This is a genomic window from Streptomyces decoyicus (assembly GCF_019880305.1).
GTDB classification, from domain to species: domain Bacteria; phylum Actinomycetota; class Actinomycetes; order Streptomycetales; family Streptomycetaceae; genus Streptomyces; species Streptomyces decoyicus.
Genome location: NZ_CP082301.1, coordinates 1,298,042 through 1,317,394, shown reverse-complemented (window position 1 = coordinate 1,317,394; position 19,353 = coordinate 1,298,042). Strand labels below are relative to the sequence as shown.

The 19,353-nt window shown below is 71.2% G+C and carries 24 protein-coding genes; 12 read left to right on the top strand and 12 right to left on the bottom strand.

Annotation, left to right across the window (positions count from 1 at the left end; genetic code table 11):
• Positions 1-135 precede the first annotated feature (135 nt).
• Together K7C20_RS05740 and K7C20_RS05735 are read left to right on the top strand one after the other, a co-directional pair.
• A complete protein-coding gene (locus tag K7C20_RS05740) occupies positions 136-324 on the top strand; it encodes a hypothetical protein (RefSeq protein ID WP_030080715.1) in 189 nt (62 codons plus the stop codon).
• Positions 325-352: 28 nt separating this feature from the next.
• Positions 353-751 carry a VOC family protein gene (locus K7C20_RS05735; protein ID WP_030080713.1) on the top strand — a complete coding sequence of 133 codons (399 nt, stop codon included), beginning with the start codon at positions 353-355 and terminating at the stop codon, positions 749-751.
• Positions 752-782: 31 nt separating this feature from the next.
• Here K7C20_RS05735 and K7C20_RS05730 read toward each other — a convergent pair whose 3' ends face one another.
• The 5 genes from K7C20_RS05730 to K7C20_RS05710 form a co-directional block, all read right to left on the bottom strand.
• Positions 783-1,481, bottom strand: coding sequence for an HAD family hydrolase (locus tag K7C20_RS05730; RefSeq protein ID WP_030080711.1), 699 nt, complete (start codon positions 1,479-1,481; stop codon positions 783-785).
• Positions 1,478-2,218 carry a phosphatase PAP2 family protein gene (locus K7C20_RS05725; RefSeq protein WP_030080709.1) on the bottom strand — a complete coding sequence of 247 codons (741 nt, stop codon included), beginning with the start codon at positions 2,216-2,218 and terminating at the stop codon, positions 1,478-1,480. The genes K7C20_RS05730 and K7C20_RS05725 overlap by 4 nt, the downstream gene beginning before the upstream one ends.
• 48 nt (positions 2,219-2,266) lie before the next feature.
• Positions 2,267-3,202, bottom strand: a complete 936-nt coding sequence (locus K7C20_RS05720; RefSeq protein WP_030080707.1) for a M56 family metallopeptidase — start codon at positions 3,200-3,202, stop codon at positions 2,267-2,269.
• A 139-nt stretch (positions 3,203-3,341) separates the two neighbouring features.
• Complete coding sequence (locus K7C20_RS05715; RefSeq protein WP_053210524.1) at positions 3,342-3,989, bottom strand: DUF5134 domain-containing protein; 648 nt, start codon at positions 3,987-3,989, stop codon at positions 3,342-3,344.
• 237 nt (positions 3,990-4,226) lie between these two features.
• Positions 4,227-4,613 (bottom strand): VOC family protein, encoded by a 387-nt coding sequence (locus K7C20_RS05710; RefSeq protein ID WP_030080701.1) that lies wholly within the window; start codon positions 4,611-4,613, stop codon positions 4,227-4,229.
• A gap of 140 nt (positions 4,614-4,753) precedes the next feature.
• Between K7C20_RS05710 and K7C20_RS05705 the strand changes: the two genes are divergently transcribed.
• Positions 4,754-5,287, top strand: coding sequence for a GNAT family N-acetyltransferase (locus K7C20_RS05705; protein WP_030080698.1), 534 nt, complete (start codon positions 4,754-4,756; stop codon positions 5,285-5,287).
• Positions 5,288-5,354: 67 nt separating this feature from the next.
• Here the strand turns inward: K7C20_RS05705 and K7C20_RS05700 are convergent, their stop codons facing one another.
• The 4 genes from K7C20_RS05700 to K7C20_RS05685 form a co-directional block, all read right to left on the bottom strand.
• Positions 5,355-6,167 (bottom strand): amino acid ABC transporter ATP-binding protein, encoded by an 813-nt coding sequence (locus tag K7C20_RS05700; RefSeq protein WP_053210525.1) that lies wholly within the window; start codon positions 6,165-6,167, stop codon positions 5,355-5,357.
• Positions 6,164-7,048: an amino acid ABC transporter permease gene (locus K7C20_RS05695; RefSeq protein WP_030080691.1), complete on the bottom strand. Its 885-nt coding sequence runs from the start codon at positions 7,046-7,048 to the stop codon at positions 6,164-6,166. Before K7C20_RS05695 ends, K7C20_RS05700 begins: the two co-directional genes overlap by 4 nt.
• Before the next feature lie 14 nt (positions 7,049-7,062).
• Complete coding sequence (locus K7C20_RS05690) at positions 7,063-7,944, bottom strand: ABC transporter substrate-binding protein (RefSeq protein ID WP_030080689.1); 882 nt, start codon at positions 7,942-7,944, stop codon at positions 7,063-7,065.
• Positions 7,945-8,125: 181 nt separating this feature from the next.
• Positions 8,126-8,809 carry a glycerophosphodiester phosphodiesterase gene (locus tag K7C20_RS05685; RefSeq protein ID WP_030080687.1) on the bottom strand — a complete coding sequence of 228 codons (684 nt, stop codon included), beginning with the start codon at positions 8,807-8,809 and terminating at the stop codon, positions 8,126-8,128.
• Between the two features lie 520 nt (positions 8,810-9,329).
• Here K7C20_RS05685 and K7C20_RS05680 point away from each other — a divergent pair.
• The 5 genes from K7C20_RS05680 to K7C20_RS05660 all read left to right on the top strand — a co-directional run bounded on the left by K7C20_RS05680 (position 9,330) and on the right by K7C20_RS05660 (position 14,029).
• On the top strand, positions 9,330-10,727 hold the full coding sequence (locus K7C20_RS05680) for a DUF6421 family protein (RefSeq protein WP_053210526.1): 1,398 nt from the start codon (positions 9,330-9,332) through the stop codon (positions 10,725-10,727).
• A 59-nt stretch (positions 10,728-10,786) separates the two neighbouring features.
• Positions 10,787-11,548 (top strand): SDR family NAD(P)-dependent oxidoreductase, encoded by a 762-nt coding sequence (locus tag K7C20_RS05675; RefSeq protein WP_030080685.1) that lies wholly within the window; start codon positions 10,787-10,789, stop codon positions 11,546-11,548.
• Positions 11,545-12,615, top strand: coding sequence for an aminotransferase class I/II-fold pyridoxal phosphate-dependent enzyme (locus K7C20_RS05670; protein WP_030080683.1), 1,071 nt, complete (start codon positions 11,545-11,547; stop codon positions 12,613-12,615). Before K7C20_RS05675 ends, K7C20_RS05670 begins: the two co-directional genes overlap by 4 nt.
• A 97-nt stretch (positions 12,616-12,712) precedes the next feature.
• Positions 12,713-13,291: a transglutaminase-like domain-containing protein gene (locus tag K7C20_RS05665; RefSeq protein ID WP_030080681.1), complete on the top strand. Its 579-nt coding sequence runs from the start codon at positions 12,713-12,715 to the stop codon at positions 13,289-13,291.
• Positions 13,292-13,303: 12 nt separating this feature from the next.
• The gene (locus tag K7C20_RS05660; RefSeq protein ID WP_053210528.1) at positions 13,304-14,029 is read left to right on the top strand and encodes a B3/B4 domain-containing protein; all 726 of its coding nucleotides are present in this window, start codon (positions 13,304-13,306) and stop codon (positions 14,027-14,029) included.
• A gap of 73 nt (positions 14,030-14,102) precedes the next feature.
• On the opposite strand, the gene K7C20_RS05655 is transcribed toward K7C20_RS05660, so the two are convergent.
• Positions 14,103-14,819 (bottom strand): lysophospholipid acyltransferase family protein, encoded by a 717-nt coding sequence (locus K7C20_RS05655; RefSeq protein ID WP_053210529.1) that lies wholly within the window; start codon positions 14,817-14,819, stop codon positions 14,103-14,105.
• 157 nt (positions 14,820-14,976) lie between these two features.
• Positions 14,977-15,393, bottom strand: coding sequence for a DUF4395 domain-containing protein (locus tag K7C20_RS05650; RefSeq protein ID WP_030080672.1), 417 nt, complete (start codon positions 15,391-15,393; stop codon positions 14,977-14,979).
• A 75-nt stretch (positions 15,394-15,468) separates the two neighbouring features.
• Here K7C20_RS05650 and K7C20_RS05645 point away from each other — a divergent pair, with 75 nt between their 5' ends.
• The 4 genes from K7C20_RS05645 (at position 15,469) to K7C20_RS05630 (ending at position 18,630) form a co-directional block, all read left to right on the top strand.
• Positions 15,469-15,888, top strand: coding sequence for a TlpA family protein disulfide reductase (locus K7C20_RS05645; protein WP_030080671.1), 420 nt, complete (start codon positions 15,469-15,471; stop codon positions 15,886-15,888).
• 225 nt (positions 15,889-16,113) lie between these two features.
• Positions 16,114-16,620, top strand: coding sequence for a flavin reductase family protein (locus tag K7C20_RS05640; protein WP_053210542.1), 507 nt, complete (start codon positions 16,114-16,116; stop codon positions 16,618-16,620).
• A gap of 212 nt (positions 16,621-16,832) precedes the next feature.
• On the top strand, positions 16,833-17,618 hold the full coding sequence (locus tag K7C20_RS05635; protein ID WP_030080669.1) for an electron transfer flavoprotein subunit beta/FixA family protein: 786 nt from the start codon (positions 16,833-16,835) through the stop codon (positions 17,616-17,618).
• A 49-nt stretch (positions 17,619-17,667) separates the two neighbouring features.
• Positions 17,668-18,630: an electron transfer flavoprotein subunit alpha/FixB family protein gene (locus K7C20_RS05630; protein ID WP_030080667.1), complete on the top strand. Its 963-nt coding sequence runs from the start codon at positions 17,668-17,670 to the stop codon at positions 18,628-18,630.
• 106 nt (positions 18,631-18,736) lie between these two features.
• Here the strand turns inward: K7C20_RS05630 and K7C20_RS05625 are convergent, their stop codons facing one another.
• Positions 18,737-19,255, bottom strand: a complete 519-nt coding sequence (locus tag K7C20_RS05625; RefSeq protein WP_030080665.1) for a DinB family protein — start codon at positions 19,253-19,255, stop codon at positions 18,737-18,739.
• Positions 19,256-19,353: the final 98 nt, after the last annotated feature.

Genomic DNA, 19,353 nt, shown 5'->3' with positions numbered 1-19,353 from the left:
CGGTTCCGTTTTCGCGGACAGTGGCGGTCCGTACCGCTGCCCGTGCCCCGCGGCGGGGGTGCCGAGGCGGGCCCGGCACTCCGTCCGCGATGTCCGCCGGTCGGAAGCGGTTGCTCCGAAGCCGCGCGCGGCATCATGACGCCGTGGAACCCACGTTGCCCCCGCGACCACGCCTGGATCGCCCGCCACCACCAGGGCCATGCGCTCCCGCACCGCCTCGATCCGGCCAAGGGGCTGCTCGCGGACGACTTCGCGACGCTGCGGCAGTGGGCGGCGGGGCTGGGGGAGGGGCGGAGCCCCGTGAGGGGTAGCGTCGGCCTGTAGCCGCACTGCTGACCTCACGGGGGTATCGATGGAACTCGCCCAAGTCCGCCTGCTCGTCACGGACTTCCGCGGCTGCTACCGCTTCTACCAGGACGTGCTGGGGCTCCAGCCGCAGTTCGAGGCCCCGGACGGTCCGTATGCCAAGTTCAGCTGCGACAGCGGCTCGGCGGGCATCGCACTACAGGAGCGCGACCGGATGGCCGAGGTCCTCGGCGAGCTGGGGACGGCGCCGGACGGATACCGGTCCCTGGTCGTCCTGCGGGTCGACGACCTCGACGGCTACTGCGCGCAGCTCACCGGGCGCGGCGCCGTCCTGGTAAACGGCCCGGCCCCGATGACGGACCGGATGCGGGTCGCCCACCTCAAGGACCCCGACGGAAACCTCGTCGAGCTCCAGCAGTGGCTGGAGCTGCGCGGCGCGGTCTGACCCGGCGCGGTCCGACCCGCGCCCGGACTCCTCAGCCCACGAGGTCCAGCACCGGCCGCAGCCCGGCCGGGCGCCGGTCCACCGGCAGATGGTCCACGGGCAGGAAGGAGCAGCCCACCGCCGTGGCGCCGCCGTCCGCCGTGCGGTCGTCGCCCACCATCAGGACGGCGGCCGGGTCGAGCCCCAACTCCCGGCAGGCGAGGACGAAGAGCTGCGGATCCGGCTTCTGGAGGCCGTGCTCGTAGGACAGCACACAGATGTCCACATAGCGCTCCAGGCCGTGGGCGCGCAGTACCGGTCGCAGATCCCAGCCGATGTTGCTCAGTACCCCGATACGGATGCCGCGCCGGTGCAGCCGGTCCAGCACCTCGGCGGCGTCGGGGTAGGGCTGCCAGGCCTCCGCCGTCCTGGAGCGTTCGTAGAGCGCGTCGTACAACTTTGGTTCGGGCAGGGGGACTTGGCGGCCCAGACCGGTGTACAGCGCGCGGTGGTGGCGGGCGTCGCGGTCGCGTATCTCCCACAGGCCGGCCAGGTCGGCGGGGATCTCGACGGGCGAGGAACCGCCGGGCAGCGCGCCGGCCTTTTCCAGTGCGGCCGCCGAGCGGCCGATCTCGGCCTCGTCCATGGCCGTACCGGTCGCGGTCAGCGCCGCGCGCAGCCATGACTCGGCGGACTCGACACGCAGCAGGGTTCCGGAGAAGTCGAACAGCACACCCTTGATCACCCTCATGACCGCCATCCTGCCCGCTCTGCGGCACCGGGATCCAGCCGGGACGCGTACGCGGTGTACGCCGCCGCCGACCCGGTCACCAGGGCCCCGCCCAACAGCCAGCCGGCGACGACATCCGAGGGCCAGTGCACGCCCAGGTACACCCGGGTGAAGCCGACACCGACGACCGAGACCGCGATCACCAGCCGGGCCGTCCACCGCCACAGCGGGCGCGCCCCGGCCAGTCGCAGCAGCCAGAGGACCAGGACGCCCGCGACCAGCGCGGTCAGCGCATGCCCGGAAGGGAACGCCGAGTAGCTTGCGGAGGCCACCGGATCCGGCCAGGCGGGGCGCTCCCTGCCGACCAGGGCCTTCACCGCCTGCTGCAGCACCGTACCGACGAGCGCGGTGGCCACCACCCAGACGGCGAGCCGCCGTTCACCACGCCGTACGAGCACCACGACCGCCGCCGCGAGCAGCACGCGCATCGTCCACGGGTCCCACACCCAGTCCGAGAGCACCCGGTTGACACGGGTCCAGCCGGGCGCGGCGACGGCCGTCCGGTGCAGTGCACCGGAGAGGGCCGTGTCCAGGGACAGCAAGGGGCCCCAGCGCGCCGCGACGAGGGTGAGCAGCAGACCGAAGAGGAGCGTGCACAGCAGGGTGCAGGGGAGGGCGGGGAGAAGAGGGGCGGATGCCCGGTGGCGGTCGGCGTCCACGGCGCTGGTGCGGGTGGTGGGGAGCGGCGTCGATGGCATACCACGATACTCGCCGATACCGGGTGTCCCGGGCGAGGGCGCCGCGCCCTACGTCAGTGCCCTCAGCCCCGGAATGAAGGTGACCAGCAACGGAACGGCCGGTACCAGCGCCGCCACCGCCGTCATCCGCAGCCGGCGGCCGGGGGTGAAGCGGGGGGCGGGGGCCAGCAGCCGGTCCACCCGCTGGGGCACCTGGGCGAGTTGGGACGGGCAGGGGCCGAACACTCCGCGGTCCTCGTTGAGTTCGACCAGTGCCAGGGCGATCGTCAGCCGGCCGAAGCGGCGCGAGGCCACGTCGTCGGCGGCCAGCTCGACCAGCCGGTGCACCTGATCGCGGAACGCGGCGAAGACCGGGACCTGCGGAAAGCCGACGGCCAGCGCCGAGGCGCTGTACAGCAGAAGATCGTGCCGGGCCCGCGCGTGGCCCTGCTCGTGGGCGATCAGCGCATCGAGCTGACGTCCCTTCAGCCGTCGCAACGCCGAGGTGGTGATGACCAGTTGGGGCGAGGAGTGCTGGAGCCACCAGGCCTCCGGGCGGTCGCCCTCCAGGACGACCAGGCGCTCCCCGAGGGGCTCCTCGCCGGGCAGCAGCGGTGAGCGGAGCAGAAGTTCGGCGCGGCGCTGCCGACGCCGGGCGCGCGCCGCCCGTACCTCGCGGGTCAGTGTGAGGGCCGTCCAGGCGCCGCCGCCGGCCAGCAGAAGGGCCAGCACCCCGGCCCACGGCCCGTATCCCTGGAGCGCATACGCCTCGACGACCACCCGGGGGGCGAAGCCGAACACCGGACTGCGGACGGCCTCCCAGGTGGCGGCCGCGCTCAGCGACATCGCGAGCACACAGCACAGCAGGACACCGGCCACCACGCACTGCCACACCCACAGGGCGAGCACCGGTTCACGGTCGGGCCAGTCGGAACGGGCCATCAGCCGTGGCGCCATTGCCGCGGCCAGCACGCCGAGAATCATCAGCGCGAGAGGGACCATCATGGCGTCAGCCTATGAGCGCACCACTACTCGTTGGTACGGCCCGGCATCGGATGTGACGCATGCCACCCACGCCACAGTGGTGCACCGCCGCCCCTGCGTGCCGAGGGCGCGAAACCGTACACAACGGCATCGCCGCAGCTCACACCGTCAGCAGCATCGCCAGCATGCCGATGCCCATCGCCACCCGGCAGGCCCGCAGCACCCCGGCCGGCCCGGCGTCCCCCGGCGCCTCCGCTCCCGCCCCTTCCGGCACGGACTCCGCCGCCCGTACGCCCGGCACCAGCCGGATCCCGGCGGCGATCACATACACCGTGAAGTAGGCGAGCAACAGGCCCGTCAGCAGCGGCACTCCACCGGGCGCGCCGTGCTCCATCGCACTCACCGAACCCACCGAACTCGTGGGACTCATCGGACCCGTCGAGCTCGTCGGCCCCACCGCACCCACCGCCACCCCACCCGTCGGGTTCATGTGCGCCGACGGCACGGCCATCGCCAGCGCCATGTACGCCATGGCGAACGTGCCCACCGCGTGATGCAGATGCCGCCGTACCAGCGCCCAGACGCCGGCCGCCCCGAAGAGCGCGGTGAACAGCCAGGGCGACCACGCCGGCGGTGTCACGGCGGACGCGGGCAGCGCCATCGCCGCCATGCCCAGCGCCATCAGCCCCTCACCGCGGGCATCCTCCCGGTCTCCGGCCCGGCCGGTACGCGCCCGGCCGAGGCAGTACACACCGGCCGCGGCACACAGCAGCACCAGCAGCCAGCCGACCAACGGTGGTTCGTGCACGCCGCACCTCCCCGAGTACCGCCTGCCGTACCGATCGGGGGCAGAATGCCCGGCCGGTGCCCGTCACACGGGAGCGCACGGACGCACGGAGGGGGAGCGCGGACGGTACGCCGGAACAGCGGACGCGGCCGTGGGCGAGTGCCGCGGCCCGGTGGGTGACGGGGGCGCCGGAGGCGCCGGACCGGCGTCCCCGTCGGTCGCCCGAGGGGAGCAGCGGCTGTACGGGCGAAGGGGCCCTCAGGGCCGGTAGCGCAGGGGATGGTCCGCCGGGACCTGCGTCAGCACGATCCGGTGGCCGTCCGGGTCGGCGATCCACATCTCGATGAGCCCCCACGGCTCCTGTACGGGCGGCCGCAGCACCTCCACCCCGTGTGCCAGCAGCTCCTGGTGTGCCGCTGCCGCGTCCGCCACCTGGAGCCACAGCTGGAGGGTCTCCGTGGCCGGCGAGGTGGCCCGGCCGGAGACTTCCAGGAAGCCGCCGCCGAGGAAGTAGACCGTGCCGCGCTCGGGTCCCGTACCGAATTCCCGGTAGATCTCCAGACCCAGCGCCTTGCCGTAGAACGCCCGCGACCGCTCGGGGTCGGACGGCCGCAACAGCACCCTGCTGCTCAGTACGTGCACCATGGCAGGACCCTACGCGGCCGGCTCCGCGCCGCCGGAAGGCCGGGCCGGAATGCCGTGCCGAAAGGCCCTGACACGACGCCCATACCGCTTGTTAGCCTCCTTTCAGCCCTTCGTCCGGCACCGAGAGGACCCCGCGCACCATGCCCACCAGCGAGCTGACCTTCCGTACCGCCCACGACACCGACGTCCCCGGGCTCGTCGAACTCATCGAGTCGGCCTACCGCGGGGACGCGAGCCGGGCCGGCTGGACGACGGAGGCGGACCTGCTGGAGGGACAGCGCACTGATCCCGAGGGCGTCGCCGCCGTGGTGCGGGGCGAGAGCGGCCGGCTGCTGGTCGCCGAGCGGGAGGGCGCGCTGATCGCCTGCTGCCAGCTCGAACACCGCGGGGACCATGCGTACTTCGGCATGTTCGCGGTCCGTCCGGAGCTCCAGGGCGGCGGCCTGGGCAAGGTGATCATCGCGGAGGCCGAGCGGACCGCCCAGGAGATCTGGGGCGCCCGCGAGATGCGGATGACGGTCATCCGGCAGCGCTCTGAGCTGATCGCCTGGTACGAGCGCCGTGGCTACCGGCGTACCGGGCAGCTCACCCCGTTCCCGTACGGCGATGAGCGGTTCGGCATTCCACAGCGCGCCGACCTGGAGTTCGAGCTGCTGGTGAAGCCGCTCGGCTAGGGAGACACCCCCTGGGCCGGCGGACGGGGGTTCGGCGGCCGGGCCCACGGATGGGCCCGGCCGGCGCTCACAGCCGTCCCGCCTGGATGATCCGCTGGAGGAACTGCCGCGTACGGTCGTGCTGCGGATCGCCGAAGACCTGCTCGGGCGTGCCGCGCTCCAGCACCACCCCGCCGTCCAGGAAGCACACCTGGTCGGCGACCTCCCGCGCGAAGCCCATCTCATGGGTGGCGATGACCATGGTCATGCCGTCCTCCTTGAGGTCGCGGACCACGCCGAGCACCTCGCCGACCAGCTCCGGGTCGAGCGCCGCGGTGATCTCGTCGAGCAGCAGCAGCCGGGGCCGCCCGGCCAGCGCGCGGACGATCGCGACCCGCTGCTGCTGGCCGCCGCTGAGCCGGTCGGGATACTCCCCGGCCCGCCCGCCGAGCCCGAGCCGCTCCAGCAGCTCGCGGGCCCGTGCCTCGGCCTCGGCGCGCGGTACCCCGTGCACCCGGCGGGGCGCCAGCGTGATGTTGTCCAGCACGGTCATGTGCGGGAAGAGGTTGTAGGCCTGGAAGACCACCCCGATCCGGCGGCGCACCGCGTCCACGTCGGCCCGCGGATCGGTGATCTCCGCGCCGTCCAGGAAGATCGCGCCGTCGTCGATCTCCTCCAGCAGGTTCGCGCAGCGCAGCAGCGTGGACTTGCCCGACCCGGAGGCGCCGATCAAGGTGGTCACGGTGTGCGGCGGGACCGCCAGATCCACATCCCGCAGGACGACCGTGCCGCGTCCGTACGTCTTGCGCACGGACTCCAGCCGCAGCACCGGGCCGTCGCCGGGCGCCGCCTTCCCGACGGTCTCGTCGGCCGGTCGCGCGGTGTCGTCCGTCGTGCTCATACGAGTCCTCCCTGGGCGCGCCTGCGGTCCATGCGGGCCGTGACCCAGTCCGTGCACCGCGTCATGGGGATCGTCAGCGCCACGAAGACGAGCCCGGCCACGACGTACGGCGTGAAGTTGAAGTCCTTGCCGGCGATGATCTGCGCCGCGTAGACCGCGTCCACCGCACCCGCGATGGACACCAGCCCGGTGTCCTTCTGGAGCGAGACCAGATCGTTCAGCAGCGGCGGTACCACCCGCCGTACCGCCTGCGGCAGCACCACGAAGCGCAGCGTCTGTCCGCTGGAGAGCCCCAGCGACCGGGCCGCTGCCCGCTGTGAGGGGTGCACCGATTCGATGCCCGCCCGGAAGACCTCGGCGACGTACGCCGCATACGTCAGCACCAGCGCGGCGCCGCCGAGCAGCACGGGATCGGTGGTCACGCCCTGAAGCCGCAGGGCCGGCACCCCGAAGACCACCATCAGCAGACAGATGATCAGCGGCAGTCCGCGGAAGAAGTCGGTGTACGCGGTGGCCAGGGCGCGCAGCGGGAAGAAGACCGGGCCCCGCAGGGTCCGGGCCACCGCCAGCAGCAGCCCGAGCACCAGCACCGCCGCCCCGCACACCACCAGCAGCCGCAGATTCAGCAGCAGCCCCTCCAGCACCTTCGGCAGCGCCTTACGGGCGTATTCGGCACTGAAGAACGTCTCCCGGGTACGCGGCCAGCCGGGGGAGCCGGTGACGACGAGGTAGAGGACGACGGCGGTGACCAGGGTGCTCAGCGCGGCGACGGCGGTGGCGCGCCGGGCCCTGGCCCGCTTGAAGCGCTCCCGTTCGATCCGCCGGGGCGAGGGCACATAGCCGCCGTCGGCCCCGTCCCGCGCCACCTGGGTCTTCAACACACCTTCTCCGTACGTCACTTGAGCACCGGGACGGACACGGCGTCGGTCAGCCACTTCTTCTCCAGCGCGGCGAGGGTGCCGTTCTTGCGCAGCGCGTCCACCGCGGCCGTCACACACCCGGTGATCCGGCTCTCCTTGTCCAGGACCAGACCGAATTGTTCCCCGTCGCCGCCGGTGGCCGCGAACTGTCCGACCACCTCGGCGTCCTTCACCTCCGCCGAGGTGATGTAGAAGGCCGTCGGCAGATCGGTGAGGATCGCGTCGACCTGGCCGTTCTTCAGCGCGGACTTGGCGAGGTCGTTCTTCTGGAAGACGGCGGGAGACTGCGCCGGCCGGACGGTGTCGTTGACCACGTCCAGGCTGGTGCTGCCGACCTGCGCGCCGAGCTTGAGGTGCCTCAGGTCGGTGATGCTCCTGGCGCCCGCGGCCTTGGAGCCCTTGAGCGCGACGACCGCCTGGCGTACGTCGTAGTAGCCGGAGGAGAAGGCGACGGCCCGTTTGCGTTCCGGGCTGATGGAGATCTGGTTGATGTCGAAGTCGAACTTCTTCTCGCCGGGCGCGAAGGCGTTGTTGAACGGCACGGTCTGCCAGCTCACCGCGCCCTTGTCGTAGCCCAGTTGGCGGGCGACCGCGTAGGCGACGGCCGATTCGAAGCCCTTGCCGCCGGCCGGGTCGTCGTCATGGAACCAGGGTGCGTAGGCGGGCTTGTCGGTGCCGACCGTGAGCTTGCCGTCGGCCACGGTGGCCAGCTTGCCGCGGGCACAGCTCTGTTGGCCCGGCCCGGCAGCCCGTGGGCCGCCGGGTGACTCGTCCTGCGGGGCACAGCCGACGGCCGCGGCGAGCAGCGCGACGGTGGCGCAAGCGGCAAGGCGGAGAGGGCGGTTGGCGAGGCGCATGGCGGGAGATTGGCAGTGCGCGAGGCCATCTGTCGAGATCATCGGGGAAAACGTCCGGATGGTGGAAGCGGATTGCGCCGCTGTGAACTGCACGTTTCCCGGTTGTGGGGCGGGGCCGGGGGCTCGGCGCGCCCCACCGCTCATCTCGTCGGGTGCCGCCTGACGCCGTGAAAGCGGCGCCTCACGCCGTGAAGCGGACCGCCCGGCGGATCTCCGGCTGGTCGGTCACCACACCGTCCAGGCCGAGCCCGCGGGCGAGGCGGAGCTGATCGTGGGTGTTGACCGTCCAGCCCACGACCTTCAGATGCGCGGCATGCGCGCGCTCGACCAGTTCCAGGGTGAGCCGGCGGATGTTCAGCGAGAGCATCGTCGCGCCGACGGCCTGTGCCCGGTCGACGACATCGGCGCCGTAACGGCTGCCGACCAGCGCGGTGCGTACGCCGGGCAGCAGGGTCCGGATCGCGGCCAGCGCCTCGTCGTGGAAGGAGATCACATCGACCCGGCCGACCAGATCGCGCGACCGCATCACCTCCGCCAGCGCCTGCGCGGCCGCCACGTCCTTGATCTCGGCCTGGAGCGGTGCCTTGACCGCGTCCACGACCTCCTCGAAGACGGGGATCCGCTCGCCCTGGCCGGCATCGAGTTCGCGGAGCTCGGCGAGGGTGCGCTCCACGATCGGCCCGGCACCGTCGGTGGTCCGGTCCACGTCCGCGTCGTGCATCACCACGAGCGCGCCGTCCTTGCTCAGATGCAGATCCAGTTCGATGACATCGAGGCCTTCGTGCTCGGCGCGCACGAAGGACCGCAGGGTGTTCTCCGGCTCCACGCCCATGATCCCGCGGTGTCCGATGGTGAGAAAGGACAAGGCTGCCTCGCTTCTGTCGGCTCGGTGCTGGTGTCGGCTCGTCTCCGTGTCGACCGTCGGCTGTCGGCAACGGCGCTACGAAATGGCGCACAGCCTAACGGGACCGACCGGCGGAAAACGGGCTACCGGACGGGACCGAGGTGTGTCCAGTACGGGTACCCGCCATATCCGGCTTCAGACCGCCTCACCCTCGCGTGGGCGAGTCCCCGCGGCGCTGACGGTGCGCCGGTGACCACGCCGGGGTCGCTGCCGATGCCGGGGACGGTCCGGGCGCCGGCCTCTCGCCGGCCGTATGGCATATGCCACACGGCCAGGAGGTTTCCCTGTTGGCGCAGCACCGGAGGAACTGCCGAAACCCTTGGCAATGCTGGCAGGAAGTCTCGCCCAAGCCATCACCGGCAGGAAAAACCTGCGTAAGCGCGGGGTGTCGACAGAATAATTTTCACCTGGCGCACTTGAGCGGGCGATCCTCGGCTGGTTACCGTGTTCTGACAACACGATCTACCGCCGGAGGGCAGTCATGACGGAAATTCTTTCGCCTGTGGGTGTCCGGGGGGCCACCGCGACCGCAGAGAGTGTGGTCCAGCACCCGGCGTGGTCCGTACTCAAGGGCGCGGTCGAGACCCTCCGCCCCTGGCAGTCCAAGGACGGCTCCATAGACCTGGAGGCGGCGGGCGCGCCCACCGCCGACGCCGTCCGCGCGGAGGCCGACCGGATGGCGTCGGCCGTCGAGGAGCTCGCCCCGCTGCTGCCGCACAACGCCGCCTACCACCAGGCGCTCGTCGCCGACCTGCGCCGCTGGGCCGACAGCGGCTTCGGCGTGCCGGACTTCCTGGACTCGCTCCTCGCCTTCCAGCCCGCCCAGCAGCGCGCCGACGGCCTCCAGCACCTCGTGCTGTTCCCCATGTACACCCAGAACGGCAACCCGAACCGCAACTTCGAGGCCGTCGTCCTGCGGATGGTCTGGCCGGACTGGCTCGCCGACCTGGAGCGCACCCGCTACGACAACGCCCTCTTCTGCGGCATCACCTTCGAGGACTTCACGGCCGGCTACGACACCCACTCCGCCGTGCTCTTCCCGGAGACCATCGCCGTGCGCGAGGCCCCCGAGCGGTTCAGCTGGGGCGGCATCTTCTGCGACCGCGAGGCAGCCCGCTTCCGCCGGGTCAGCGAGGCCGCCATCGAGACCCTCGGCGTCGAACTCCCCGAGGACGTCCGCGAGATGCTCGACGACCAGGCGCGCTGCCAGGAGGCGTTCGTCCTGTGGGACATGGTGCACGACCGCACCCACAGCCACGGTGACCTGCCGTTCGACCCGTTCATGATCAAGCAGCGCCAGCCGTTCTGGATGTACGGCCTGGAGGAGCTGCGCTGCGACCTCACCGCCTTCAAGGAGGCCGTGAAGCTGGAGGCCGAGGGGTACTCCCAGGCCCGTGACGTGCAGTTCGCAGTGATCTTCGACCGGATGTTCCGGTTCCCCGTCACCGGCGACCGGGTCCGCAACTACGACGGCCTGGGCGGACAGCTGCTCTTCGCGTACCTGCACAAGCACGACGTCGTACGCTGGACGGACAACACACTGCACATCGACTGGGAGCGGGCGCCCAAGGTCACCAACCAGCTGTGCGGCGAGATCGAAAAGCTCTACCGCGACGGCATCGACCGGCCCAAGCTGGTCCACTGGTTCGCCGCGTACGACCTCGTATCGACCTACCTCGCACCGCACCCGGGCTCGGTCTGGGCCAAGGGCCCCGATGCCCTCGACCTCGACCAGCCGCCGCGCAAACTCGTGGACGACGTGCTCCCCGACGAGTTCCCGCTGAGCATGTTCTACGAGGCGCTCGCCAAGAAGCTGCGTGCTGTGATCGCCTCTACCCAGGGCATCACGGCCCACAGCGACGCATTGGCGGCGGCATGAGGACCGACCGGAACACCCGGCCGACGGCCGTCCAGGAGCAGGACGAGGAGGCGACGAAGATGGTTACTTCGACGGGCGGCCAGGGGCCGCTGGAGGGCGCGGTCATCGCGGTGGCGGGAGCGGCCGGACCGGCGGGCCGCGCGACCCTGCTGCGACTGGCCGAAGCGGGGGCGGTGGTGGTCGGCTCGGACTCCAACCCCGAGCGGCTGGCTGAGGCCGTGGACGCGGCGCGCTACGCCCATGGCGGCGCCACGGTGATAGGGGACACCGTCGACCTCCTCGACCTCGACCAGACCCGTGAATGGGCTGCTCGCACGGAGAAGGAATTCGGCCGGATCGACGGCCTGGTGCACCTCGTCGGCGGCTGGCGCGGCTCCTCGACCTTCGCGGAGACCGACCTGGCGGACTGGGACATGCTGCACAAGCTGCTGATCCGCACCGTCCAGCACACCTCGCTCGCCTTCCACGAAGCGCTCGAACGCAGTGGCAACGGCCGCTTCCTGCTCACCAGCGCGGCCGGCGCCGGCAAGCCCACCGGGGGCAACGCGGCCTATGCCGCCTCCAAGGCCGCCGCCGAGGCCTGGACACTCGCCATGGCGGACGGTTTCCGCAAGTCGGGGGGTGAGCAGGGACCGCGCGCCGCGGCTGCCATCCTGATCGTGAAGGCGCTCGTCAACGACCAGATGCGCGCCGAGCGACCGAACGCCAAGTTCGCGGGCTTCACGGATGTCACGGAGCTGGCCGAGGCCATCGCCGGGGTCTGGAGCCGGCCCGCCCAGGAAGTGAATGGACAGCGTCTGTGGCTGACCCCCGAGCCGTGACCGGAGCGAAGACCGACGCCCGGCAGCACCACGACCCCGAGATACGCGGCTTCGCCAGCGACAACTACGCGGGCGCCCATCCGGAGGTGCTCGCCGCGATCGCCCTCGCCAACGGCGGCCATCAGGTCGCCTACGGCGAGGACGACTACACCGAGCATCTCCAGCGCGTCTTCCGCAGCCACTTCGGGCAGCGCGCGGAGGCGTTCCCGGTGTTCAACGGCACCGGCGCCAACGTCGTCGCCCTCCAGGCCGTGACGGACCGCTGGGGCGCGGTGATCGCCGCCGAGTCCGCGCACATCCATGTCGACGAGTGCGGTGCGCCCGAGCGGGTCGGCGGGCTCAAGCTGCTGACCGTACCCACCGAGGACGGCAAGCTCACCCCTGAGCTGATCGACCGCCAGGCGTACGGCTGGGACGACGAGCACCGTGCCATGCCACAGGTCGTCTCGATCACCCAGAGCACGGAGCTCGGCACGGTCTACACGCCCGACGAGATCCGGGCGATCTGCGAACACGCCCATGAGCGCAACATGGTGGTGCATCTCGACGGCTCGCGGATAGCCAACGCCGCGGCGACGCTCGATGTCCCGATGCGGGCCTTCACCAACGCCGTGGGCGTCGACATCCTCTCCTACGGCGGCACGAAGAACGGTGCGGTCTTCGGCGAGGCCGTGGTCGTGCTCAACCCCGACCGGGTGCGCGCGATGAAGCATCTGCGCAAGATGTCCATGCAGCTGGCCTCCAAGATGCGCTTTGTCTCCGTCCAGTTGGAGGCACTGCTCGCCAAGGACCTGTGGCTGCGCAACGCCCGGCACGCCAACACCATGGCGCAGCGGCTGGCGGCCGGGGTGCGGGAGATCGACGGGGTGGAGATCCTCTACCCCGTGCAGGCCAACGGCGTGTTCGCCCGCCTTCCGCACGACGTCAGCGAGCGGCTCCAGAAGCGCTACCGCTTCTACTTCTGGGACGAGCCGGCCGGTGTGGTGCGCTGGATGTGTGCGTTCGACACCGCCGAGGAGGACGTCGACGGCTTCCTCGCCGCACTCCGCGAGGAGATCAGTCGCTAGGGGCCTCTCTGCGACACGGCGGTTCTATCTGCATAGCTATGCGCTCGGCCGAAAAGTAATTGACTCTCGGCCGGGCGCATCGCTACGCTCCCCGGCCATGGAGCTGATCCAGAACAACCCGAATATCTCTGCCTACTTGGCCGCCGACGAGGTCATCGATCACGAGCATCCGCGCGTCCGGGCCACCGCGGCCACCCTCTCCTTCGACGCCGCCGATGCATATGCATACGCCAAGGCCGCCTTCGAATTCGTCCGCGACACCATCCCGCACAGTCAGGACGCCGGTGATCCGCGAGTCACCTGGCGCGCCTCGGACGTCCTCGCGCAGCGCACCGGCATCTGCTACGCCAAGGCGCATGCGCTCGTGGCCCTGCTGCGCGCGGAGGGCATCCCGGCCGGTCTGTGCTACCAGAAGCTCGAGGTCATCCACGGCCTGGTGGCGGTCAAGCTGCCCGGCGAGGAACGCTGGGCGCGGCAGGATCCGCGGGGCAACAAGCCCGGCGTCGACGCGCAGTTCCGCCTCGACCGTGAGCAGCTTGCCTTCCCTGTGCGCCCTGAGTGCAATGAACTGGACCTTCCGGTGCTGTTTGCTGAACCGCATCCGGTCGTGCTGCAATGCCTGCGGGAGGCCGTCGACCGGCCTCACCTCTGGCAGACGCTCCCCACCGACCTCTGAGGAACGCCCCCGATGCCCAGCTCCTTGCACGTCTCCGGTCCGACCCGTCAGCTGCATGTCTGCGACGAGGTGCGCGCCCTGGCGCCCGGCTTCGGCTACCTCGCCGTCGAAGCCCACGGTCTGACCAACGGCCCCAGCGACGAGGCCGGCGCGGCGTTCCTGGACGAGGCCACCCGCCGCCTCGCCGGGCGTCTCGACGGACGTGCCCCGCAGGACGACCCGCATCTCGCCGCCTGGCGTGCCGCGTACACGGCGTTCGGCAGCAAGCCGTCGCGCACCCGCAACTCCGCCGAGGCGTTGGCCAGGCGAGCGCTCGCGGACGGCGGTCTGCCGCGCATCAACCGCCTCGTCGATCTCTACAACGCCATCAGCGTCGCCCACCTCATTCCCGTGGGCGGCGAGGACCTGGACCGTATTCAGGGCGGTATGCGGCTCGTACGGGCCACCGGCGACGAGCCGTTCGTGACCGCGGCCGGCGGCGCCGAGGTCATCGAGCACCCCGACGCGGGCGAAGTGGTCTGGTGTGACGACGAGGGCGTCACCTGCCGCCGCTGGAACTGGCGCCAGGGCGTACGCACCCGCCTCACCGAGGACTCGGTCAGCGCCCTGTTCCTGCTGGAGCGGATGGCGCCCATGACGCTCGACGAGCTGACGGCCGCGGGCGCCGAACTGGCCGAGGCGCTGCACACGGCCTGCCCCGACGCCCGTATCGAGATCGGCGACATCTGGACCCCGTGAGCGGGGCCGCCGGATCAGCCGTCGGAGGCGCGCCGCCGCCAGGGCGGCGGCGCGCCTCCGGTCTCCGGTTCCGTCAGCCGACGGTCCCGGGCGCGGCGGGCGCGGTGCCGCCGAGGTGGGCCGGGATCCACCAGGTGTCCTCGGGGCCCTTGGGGCGTACGGGGTAGGCGCGCTGGGCCGCCTCCAGCAGGTCCTGCACCCGGGACCGCAGCCGGTCGGTGATCTTCTCGGCCTGCTCGGCCGGGTCGGCCTCCAGCGGCTCGCCCACCCGGATCGTTATGGGGAAGTGGTTACGGCCCAGATCGCGCTTGTGGCCCTTGGTCCACAGTCGCTGGGTGCCCCACAGCGCCACCGGCAGCAGCGGCACCCCGGCCTCCTGGGCCAGCCGCGCCGCACCCGACTTGAAGGTCTTCAGGGTGAAGGACTCGGAGATCGTCGCCTCGGGGAAGACCCCGATGATTTCACCCGAACGCAGGGCGGTCAGCGCGTGCTTGTAGGCATGCATCCCCTGGCCGCGGTCCACGGGAATGTGCTTCATCGCCCGCATCAGCGGCCCCGACACCTTGTGCCGGAAGACCGATTCCTTCGCCATGAAGCGCACCAGCCGCTTGGCCGGCCGCGCCGTCAGCCCGGCGAAGACGAAGTCCAGGTACCCGATGTGATTGCTCACCAGAACCGCCCCGCCGCGGCGCGGAATGTGATCCGTCCCGGCGATGTCGAATTTCAGATCGAGCGCCTTGAAGAGCGTGCGGGCGGCGCCGATCACCGGCGGATAGACGAGCTCTGCCATTGTCCGGAGGACCCCTTTTCCACGCCTCGGGAGGGTTCTCCCGGCGGAAACCTACGCAGTCGTAACTGCGGCTTTCGGGAGATCGTGCCCGATGTCGGCCGTGGCGGCCAGCACGCGGGCCGCCAGGACCGCGAGATTCTTGTCACGTGAGACCGCCTCAGCCGGCCGCTCTCCGCACCAGAAGGTACATCTCGCACCCCAGGCAGTACCCGAACACGGCATTGAGGAAGGCCGCGGCGAGCGCGCAGCCGGTCGCCGCGAGCCCCAGCCACTGCGGCCCGACGAAGAAGCCGATCAGCCCCACCACCGCGAAGAACAGCCCGACGCCCTGGGCGAAGCGCGGCGGGCGGGGGTCCTCGAACTCGGTCGGTGCGGACAGCCGGGGGCGCACCGCCACCTGGAACAGCCAGGCATAGGGCGAGCGCCGGACACCCGCCAGCGCCCCGAGAGCGAAGACCAGCGTCTGGCAGGCCAGCAGGGGACCGCTCCCGGTGATCAGCACGGCCGCCAGCACGACGGCCGTCAGCGCCGCCCCGAACCTCGGGCCCCGTACATCAATACTGTCGACAGGCATGTCCCCACCCTCCCGCAGATCGGGCCGCACCGGGCCCCGGGAATCTTTGCGGTCTCGTGAACGCTGCATCCCTCGATGACTGGACTCATGGTGTGCCTCGCGGTGCTCGTGGCGACGAGCGCCTTCGGCGTGTGGCACCAACGCCGAAAGGGGAGGCCGACGGTGCACAAGCGGGACGACGGGGCGCGGCTGGGCGCCGCCGAGATCGGGGCGGAGCTGGGGGAGCGGGCCACCCTGCTCCAGTTCTCCAGCGCCTTCTGCCAGCCCTGCCGGGCCACCCGGCGCACCCTCACCGAGGTCGCCGGCATGGTCGAGGGCGTGGCGCACGTCGAGATCGACGCGGAGGACCATCTGGAGCTCGTACGGCAACTCAATGTGCTGCGCACCCCCACGGTGCTGGTGCTCGACGCGGACGGCGCGATCGTGCGCCGCGCCTCCGGGCAGCCCAGGAAGGCCGATGTCATCGCAGCGCTGGGCGCGGCCGTCCGTGATTGATCTCCCAGATGGCAGACGCCCCTTGACGCTGTGGGTCACGAATCGTCACTCTGACGTGATGCGGCCAGGAATCCTTCTCTACGGACGCGCCCACGTCGACCTTCTGCGGACTGCCAGCGCCCGCTGTCCGGGCGCGTGAGCAGCGACGACACCTTTGCCGCCGACCGCCATACGGTCACCGGCGGCTCCGCCCGGGCTCGTACACCACAGCAGAAGGACAACTCCATGACGGCCTCGCCCGGCCTCGGCACGCCCCTCACCGCCTCCCCCGAGCTGCTGCGCTCGGTCTTCCGGCAGCACGCCGCCGGCGTTGCGGTGATCACCGCGCACGGCTCCCGCCCCGTCGGCTTCACCGCCACCTCCCTCACCTCCGTCGCCGCCGACCCGCCGCTGCTCTCGTTCGGCATCGGCACCGGCGCGTCCAGCTGGCCGGCCGTCTCGGAGGCGGAGCACATCGGGGTCCACATACTCGGCGAGCACCAGCAGGAACTTGCCACCACCTTCGCGCGCAGCGGCGCCGACCGCTTCGGCCCCGCCACCTCCTGGCGCACCGGCCCCGAGGGCGTGCCGCTCCTGGACGGCGTACTGGCCTGGCTGGTGTGCAAGGTCGTGGCCCGGGTGCCGGCCGGCGACCACCGCATCGTGCTCGCCCAGCCCGTCGTCGGCGACCCCGCGCGGCCCGGCCGGCCGCTGCTGTACCACCAGGGCAGCTTCAACGCGCTGCGGGACTGACGGGTTCCCGCCCGGCTTCGTCGATCCCCGGTCAGGGCCGTTGGCAAGGTCACATTTCAGCGGCCTTGCTTCGGGGCACGAGAGTAGATGTACTGGCGAGTAATATGGCGGTCGGCGTGGGGAACCGCATCCGACCGGGAGCCGCCCCGACAGGCGCCTATGCTGCCAGCACAAGGCAGTTCTGAAGAGTCGAAGCAGGTAGGAGAGCCGGCGTGAGCCTGAGGATCGTTGTCTGTGTGAAGTACGTGCCCGACGCCACCGGCGACCGGCACTTCGCCGAGGACCTGACCGTCGACCGTGACGACGTGGACGGTCTGCTCTCGGAGCTCGACGAGTACGCCGTCGAGCAGGCCTTGCAGATCAAGGAAGCCGCCGACGACGCGGAGATCACGATTCTCACCGTCGGCCCCGAGGACGCCAACGACGCGCTGCGCAAGGCGCTGTCGATGGGCGCCGACAAGGCCGTCCACGTCGAGGACGACGACCTGCACGGCACCGACGCGCTCGGTACCTCGCTCGTGCTCGCCAAGGCCATCGAGAAGACCGGCTACGACCTCGTCGTGTGCGGCATGGCCTCCACCGACGGCACGATGGGCGTGCTGCCCGCGCTGCTCGCCGAGCGTCTGAGCGTCCCTCAGGTCACCCAGCTCTCCGAGGTGTCCGTCGCCGACGGCAAGGTCACCGGCCGCCGGGACGGCGACACCGCCAGCGAGCAGCTGGAGGCCGCGCTGCCGGCCGTCGTGTCCGTCACCGACCAGTCGGGCGAGGCGCGTTACCCCTCCTTCAAGGGCATCATGGCCGCCAAGAAGAAGCCGGTGGAGTCCCTGGACCTGGAGGACCTGGAGATCGAGGCGGACGAGGTCGGCCTCGAGGGCGCCTGGACCAAGGTCGACGACGCCACCGAGCGTCCGGCCCGCACCGCGGGCACGATCGTCAAGGACGAGGGCGAGGGCGGCAAGCAGCTCGCCGAGTTCCTCGCGGGCCAGAAGTTCATCTGAGCCGCAGTCCTTTCCACCGCCCTCATTCTTCCCGCAGGAGAGCAATCCCATGGCTGAAGTCCTTGTCTACGTCGACCACGTGGACGGTGCCGTCCGCAAGCCCACCCTCGAACTGCTCACCCTCGCCCGGCGCATCGGCGAGCCGGTAGCCGTGCACCTCGGCGCGAACGCCGAGGCCGCCGCGAAGCTCCTCGGTGAGTACGGCGCCGTCAAGGTGCTGGCCGCCGATGCGCCCGAGTTCGCCGAGTACCTCGTCGCCCCCAAGGTCGACGCGCTGCAGGCCGCCTACGACGCGGTCTCGCCGGCCGCCGTGCTGCTGCCGTCCTCCGCGGAGGGCAAGGAGATCGGTGCCCGCCTCGCGCTGCGCATCGGCTCCGGCATCATCACCGACGCCGTCGACGTCGAGGCCGGCGACGAGGGCCCGGTGGCCACGCAGTCCGTCTTCGCGGCCTCGTACACCACCAAGTCCCGCATCACCAAGGGCACCCCGGTCATCACCGTCAAGCCCAACTCCGCCGCCCCGGAGGCCGCCCCGGCCGCCGGCGCCGTCGAGCAGCTCGCGGTGACCGTGGCCGACTCCTCCAAGGGCACCAAGATCGTCTCGCGCACCCCGCGCGAGTCGACCGGCCGTCCGGAGCTGACCGAGGCCGCGATCGTGGTCTCCGGTGGCCGTGGCGTCAACGGCGCCGAGAACTTCCCGGTCATCGAGGCGCTCGCCGACTCGCTCGGTGCGGCCGTCGGCGCCTCGCGTGCCGCGGTGGACGCCGGCTGGTACCCGCACACCAACCAGGTCGGCCAGACCGGTAAGTCGGTCTCGCCGCAGCTGTACATCGCGGCGGGCATCTCCGGTGCCATCCAGCACCGCGCCGGTATGCAGACCTCGAAGACGATCGTCGCCATCAACAAGGACGAAGAGGCACCCATCTTCGACCTGGTCGACTACGGCGTGGTCGGCGACCTCTTCGACGTCGTCCCGGCCCTCACCGACGAGGTCAAGACCCGCAAGGGCTGACCGTCGTCCCGCCGGAGCCCGGCTCCGGCCCTCGCACGAGGCCCCGTACGCGCGGTGCGTACGGGGCCTCGTGCTGTGGCGGTGCCGGTGGGCGGTCGCCGCGTGGTCAGCTGCCCGTGACCCCGTCGATCCGCTCGCGCAGCAGGTCCGCGTGGCCGTTGTGCCGGGCGTACTCCTCGACCATGTGGACGTAGATCCAGCGCAGGCTCAGGGTGCGCCCCGGGCGTGGGGAGAAGGTATCGTCCAGCCCGCGGTCCGCCACGGCCTTGTCGCAGGCCTCTATCTCGGCGCGGAAGGCCGCGAAATCCCGCTCGGCGCCGGCCGGGTCGGCGTCCTGGAAATCGGCGTCCGGGTTGTCCTCGGTGCAGTAGAGATCGCCGATCCGCTGGCCGAGGAAGCGCACCCGGAACCAGATGCGTTCGACGTATGCCATATGGCGCACCAGGCCGAGCAGCGTGAGGGTGGAAGGCGAGGCGCTCGCCTCGACGAGCTGGTCGGGCGTCAGCCCGGCGCACTTGGCGAGCAGGGTGTCACGGTGGAAGTCGAGCCAGCCTTGCAGCATCTCCCGTTCGCCGGCCACGGTCGGGAGTTCTCTGCGTTCTACAGGGGGTGCGATCCAAGTCATGAGGGTGAGTCTGACGGTGGCGTGAGGGGGCCGCCATGGAGTTTCCCGAAGTCCGGCCGTGCGCCCGTGACCTGGGCCGGCTCGGGGGAGGGTGTTGA

What these genes read in the sequence shown, in the direction of transcription:
- K7C20_RS05735 (WP_030080713.1), top strand. Translation starts at nt 353, where the DNA reads ATGGAACTCGCCCAAGTCCGCCTGCTCGTCACGGACTTCCGCGGCTGC.
- K7C20_RS05725 (WP_030080709.1), bottom strand. Translation starts at nt 2,218, where the DNA reads ATGCCATCGACGCCGCTCCCCACCACCCGCACCAGCGCCGTGGACGCC.
- K7C20_RS05665 (WP_030080681.1), top strand. Translation starts at nt 12,713, where the DNA reads ATGGAGCTGATCCAGAACAACCCGAATATCTCTGCCTACTTGGCCGCC.
- K7C20_RS05655 (WP_053210529.1), bottom strand. Translation starts at nt 14,819, where the DNA reads ATGGCAGAGCTCGTCTATCCGCCGGTGATCGGCGCCGCCCGCACGCTC.
- K7C20_RS05700 (WP_053210525.1), bottom strand. Translation starts at nt 6,167, where the DNA reads ATGAGCACGACGGACGACACCGCGCGACCGGCCGACGAGACCGTCGGG.
- K7C20_RS05625 (WP_030080665.1), bottom strand. Translation starts at nt 19,255, where the DNA reads ATGACTTGGATCGCACCCCCTGTAGAACGCAGAGAACTCCCGACCGTG.
- K7C20_RS05675 (WP_030080685.1), top strand. Translation starts at nt 10,787, where the DNA reads ATGGTTACTTCGACGGGCGGCCAGGGGCCGCTGGAGGGCGCGGTCATC.
- K7C20_RS05645 (WP_030080671.1), top strand. Translation starts at nt 15,469, where the DNA reads ATGACTGGACTCATGGTGTGCCTCGCGGTGCTCGTGGCGACGAGCGCC.
- K7C20_RS05650 (WP_030080672.1), bottom strand. Translation starts at nt 15,393, where the DNA reads ATGCCTGTCGACAGTATTGATGTACGGGGCCCGAGGTTCGGGGCGGCG.
- K7C20_RS05630 (WP_030080667.1), top strand. Translation starts at nt 17,668, where the DNA reads ATGGCTGAAGTCCTTGTCTACGTCGACCACGTGGACGGTGCCGTCCGC.
- K7C20_RS05640 (WP_053210542.1), top strand. Translation starts at nt 16,114, where the DNA reads ATGACGGCCTCGCCCGGCCTCGGCACGCCCCTCACCGCCTCCCCCGAG.
- K7C20_RS05690 (WP_030080689.1), bottom strand. Translation starts at nt 7,944, where the DNA reads ATGCGCCTCGCCAACCGCCCTCTCCGCCTTGCCGCTTGCGCCACCGTC.
- K7C20_RS05705 (WP_030080698.1), top strand. Translation starts at nt 4,754, where the DNA reads ATGCCCACCAGCGAGCTGACCTTCCGTACCGCCCACGACACCGACGTC.
- K7C20_RS05680 (WP_053210526.1), top strand. Translation starts at nt 9,330, where the DNA reads ATGACGGAAATTCTTTCGCCTGTGGGTGTCCGGGGGGCCACCGCGACC.
- K7C20_RS05740 (WP_030080715.1), top strand. Translation starts at nt 136, where the DNA reads ATGACGCCGTGGAACCCACGTTGCCCCCGCGACCACGCCTGGATCGCC.
- K7C20_RS05720 (WP_030080707.1), bottom strand. Translation starts at nt 3,202, where the DNA reads ATGATGGTCCCTCTCGCGCTGATGATTCTCGGCGTGCTGGCCGCGGCA.
- K7C20_RS05730 (WP_030080711.1), bottom strand. Translation starts at nt 1,481, where the DNA reads ATGAGGGTGATCAAGGGTGTGCTGTTCGACTTCTCCGGAACCCTGCTG.
- K7C20_RS05660 (WP_053210528.1), top strand. Translation starts at nt 13,304, where the DNA reads ATGCCCAGCTCCTTGCACGTCTCCGGTCCGACCCGTCAGCTGCATGTC.
- K7C20_RS05710 (WP_030080701.1), bottom strand. Translation starts at nt 4,613, where the DNA reads ATGGTGCACGTACTGAGCAGCAGGGTGCTGTTGCGGCCGTCCGACCCC.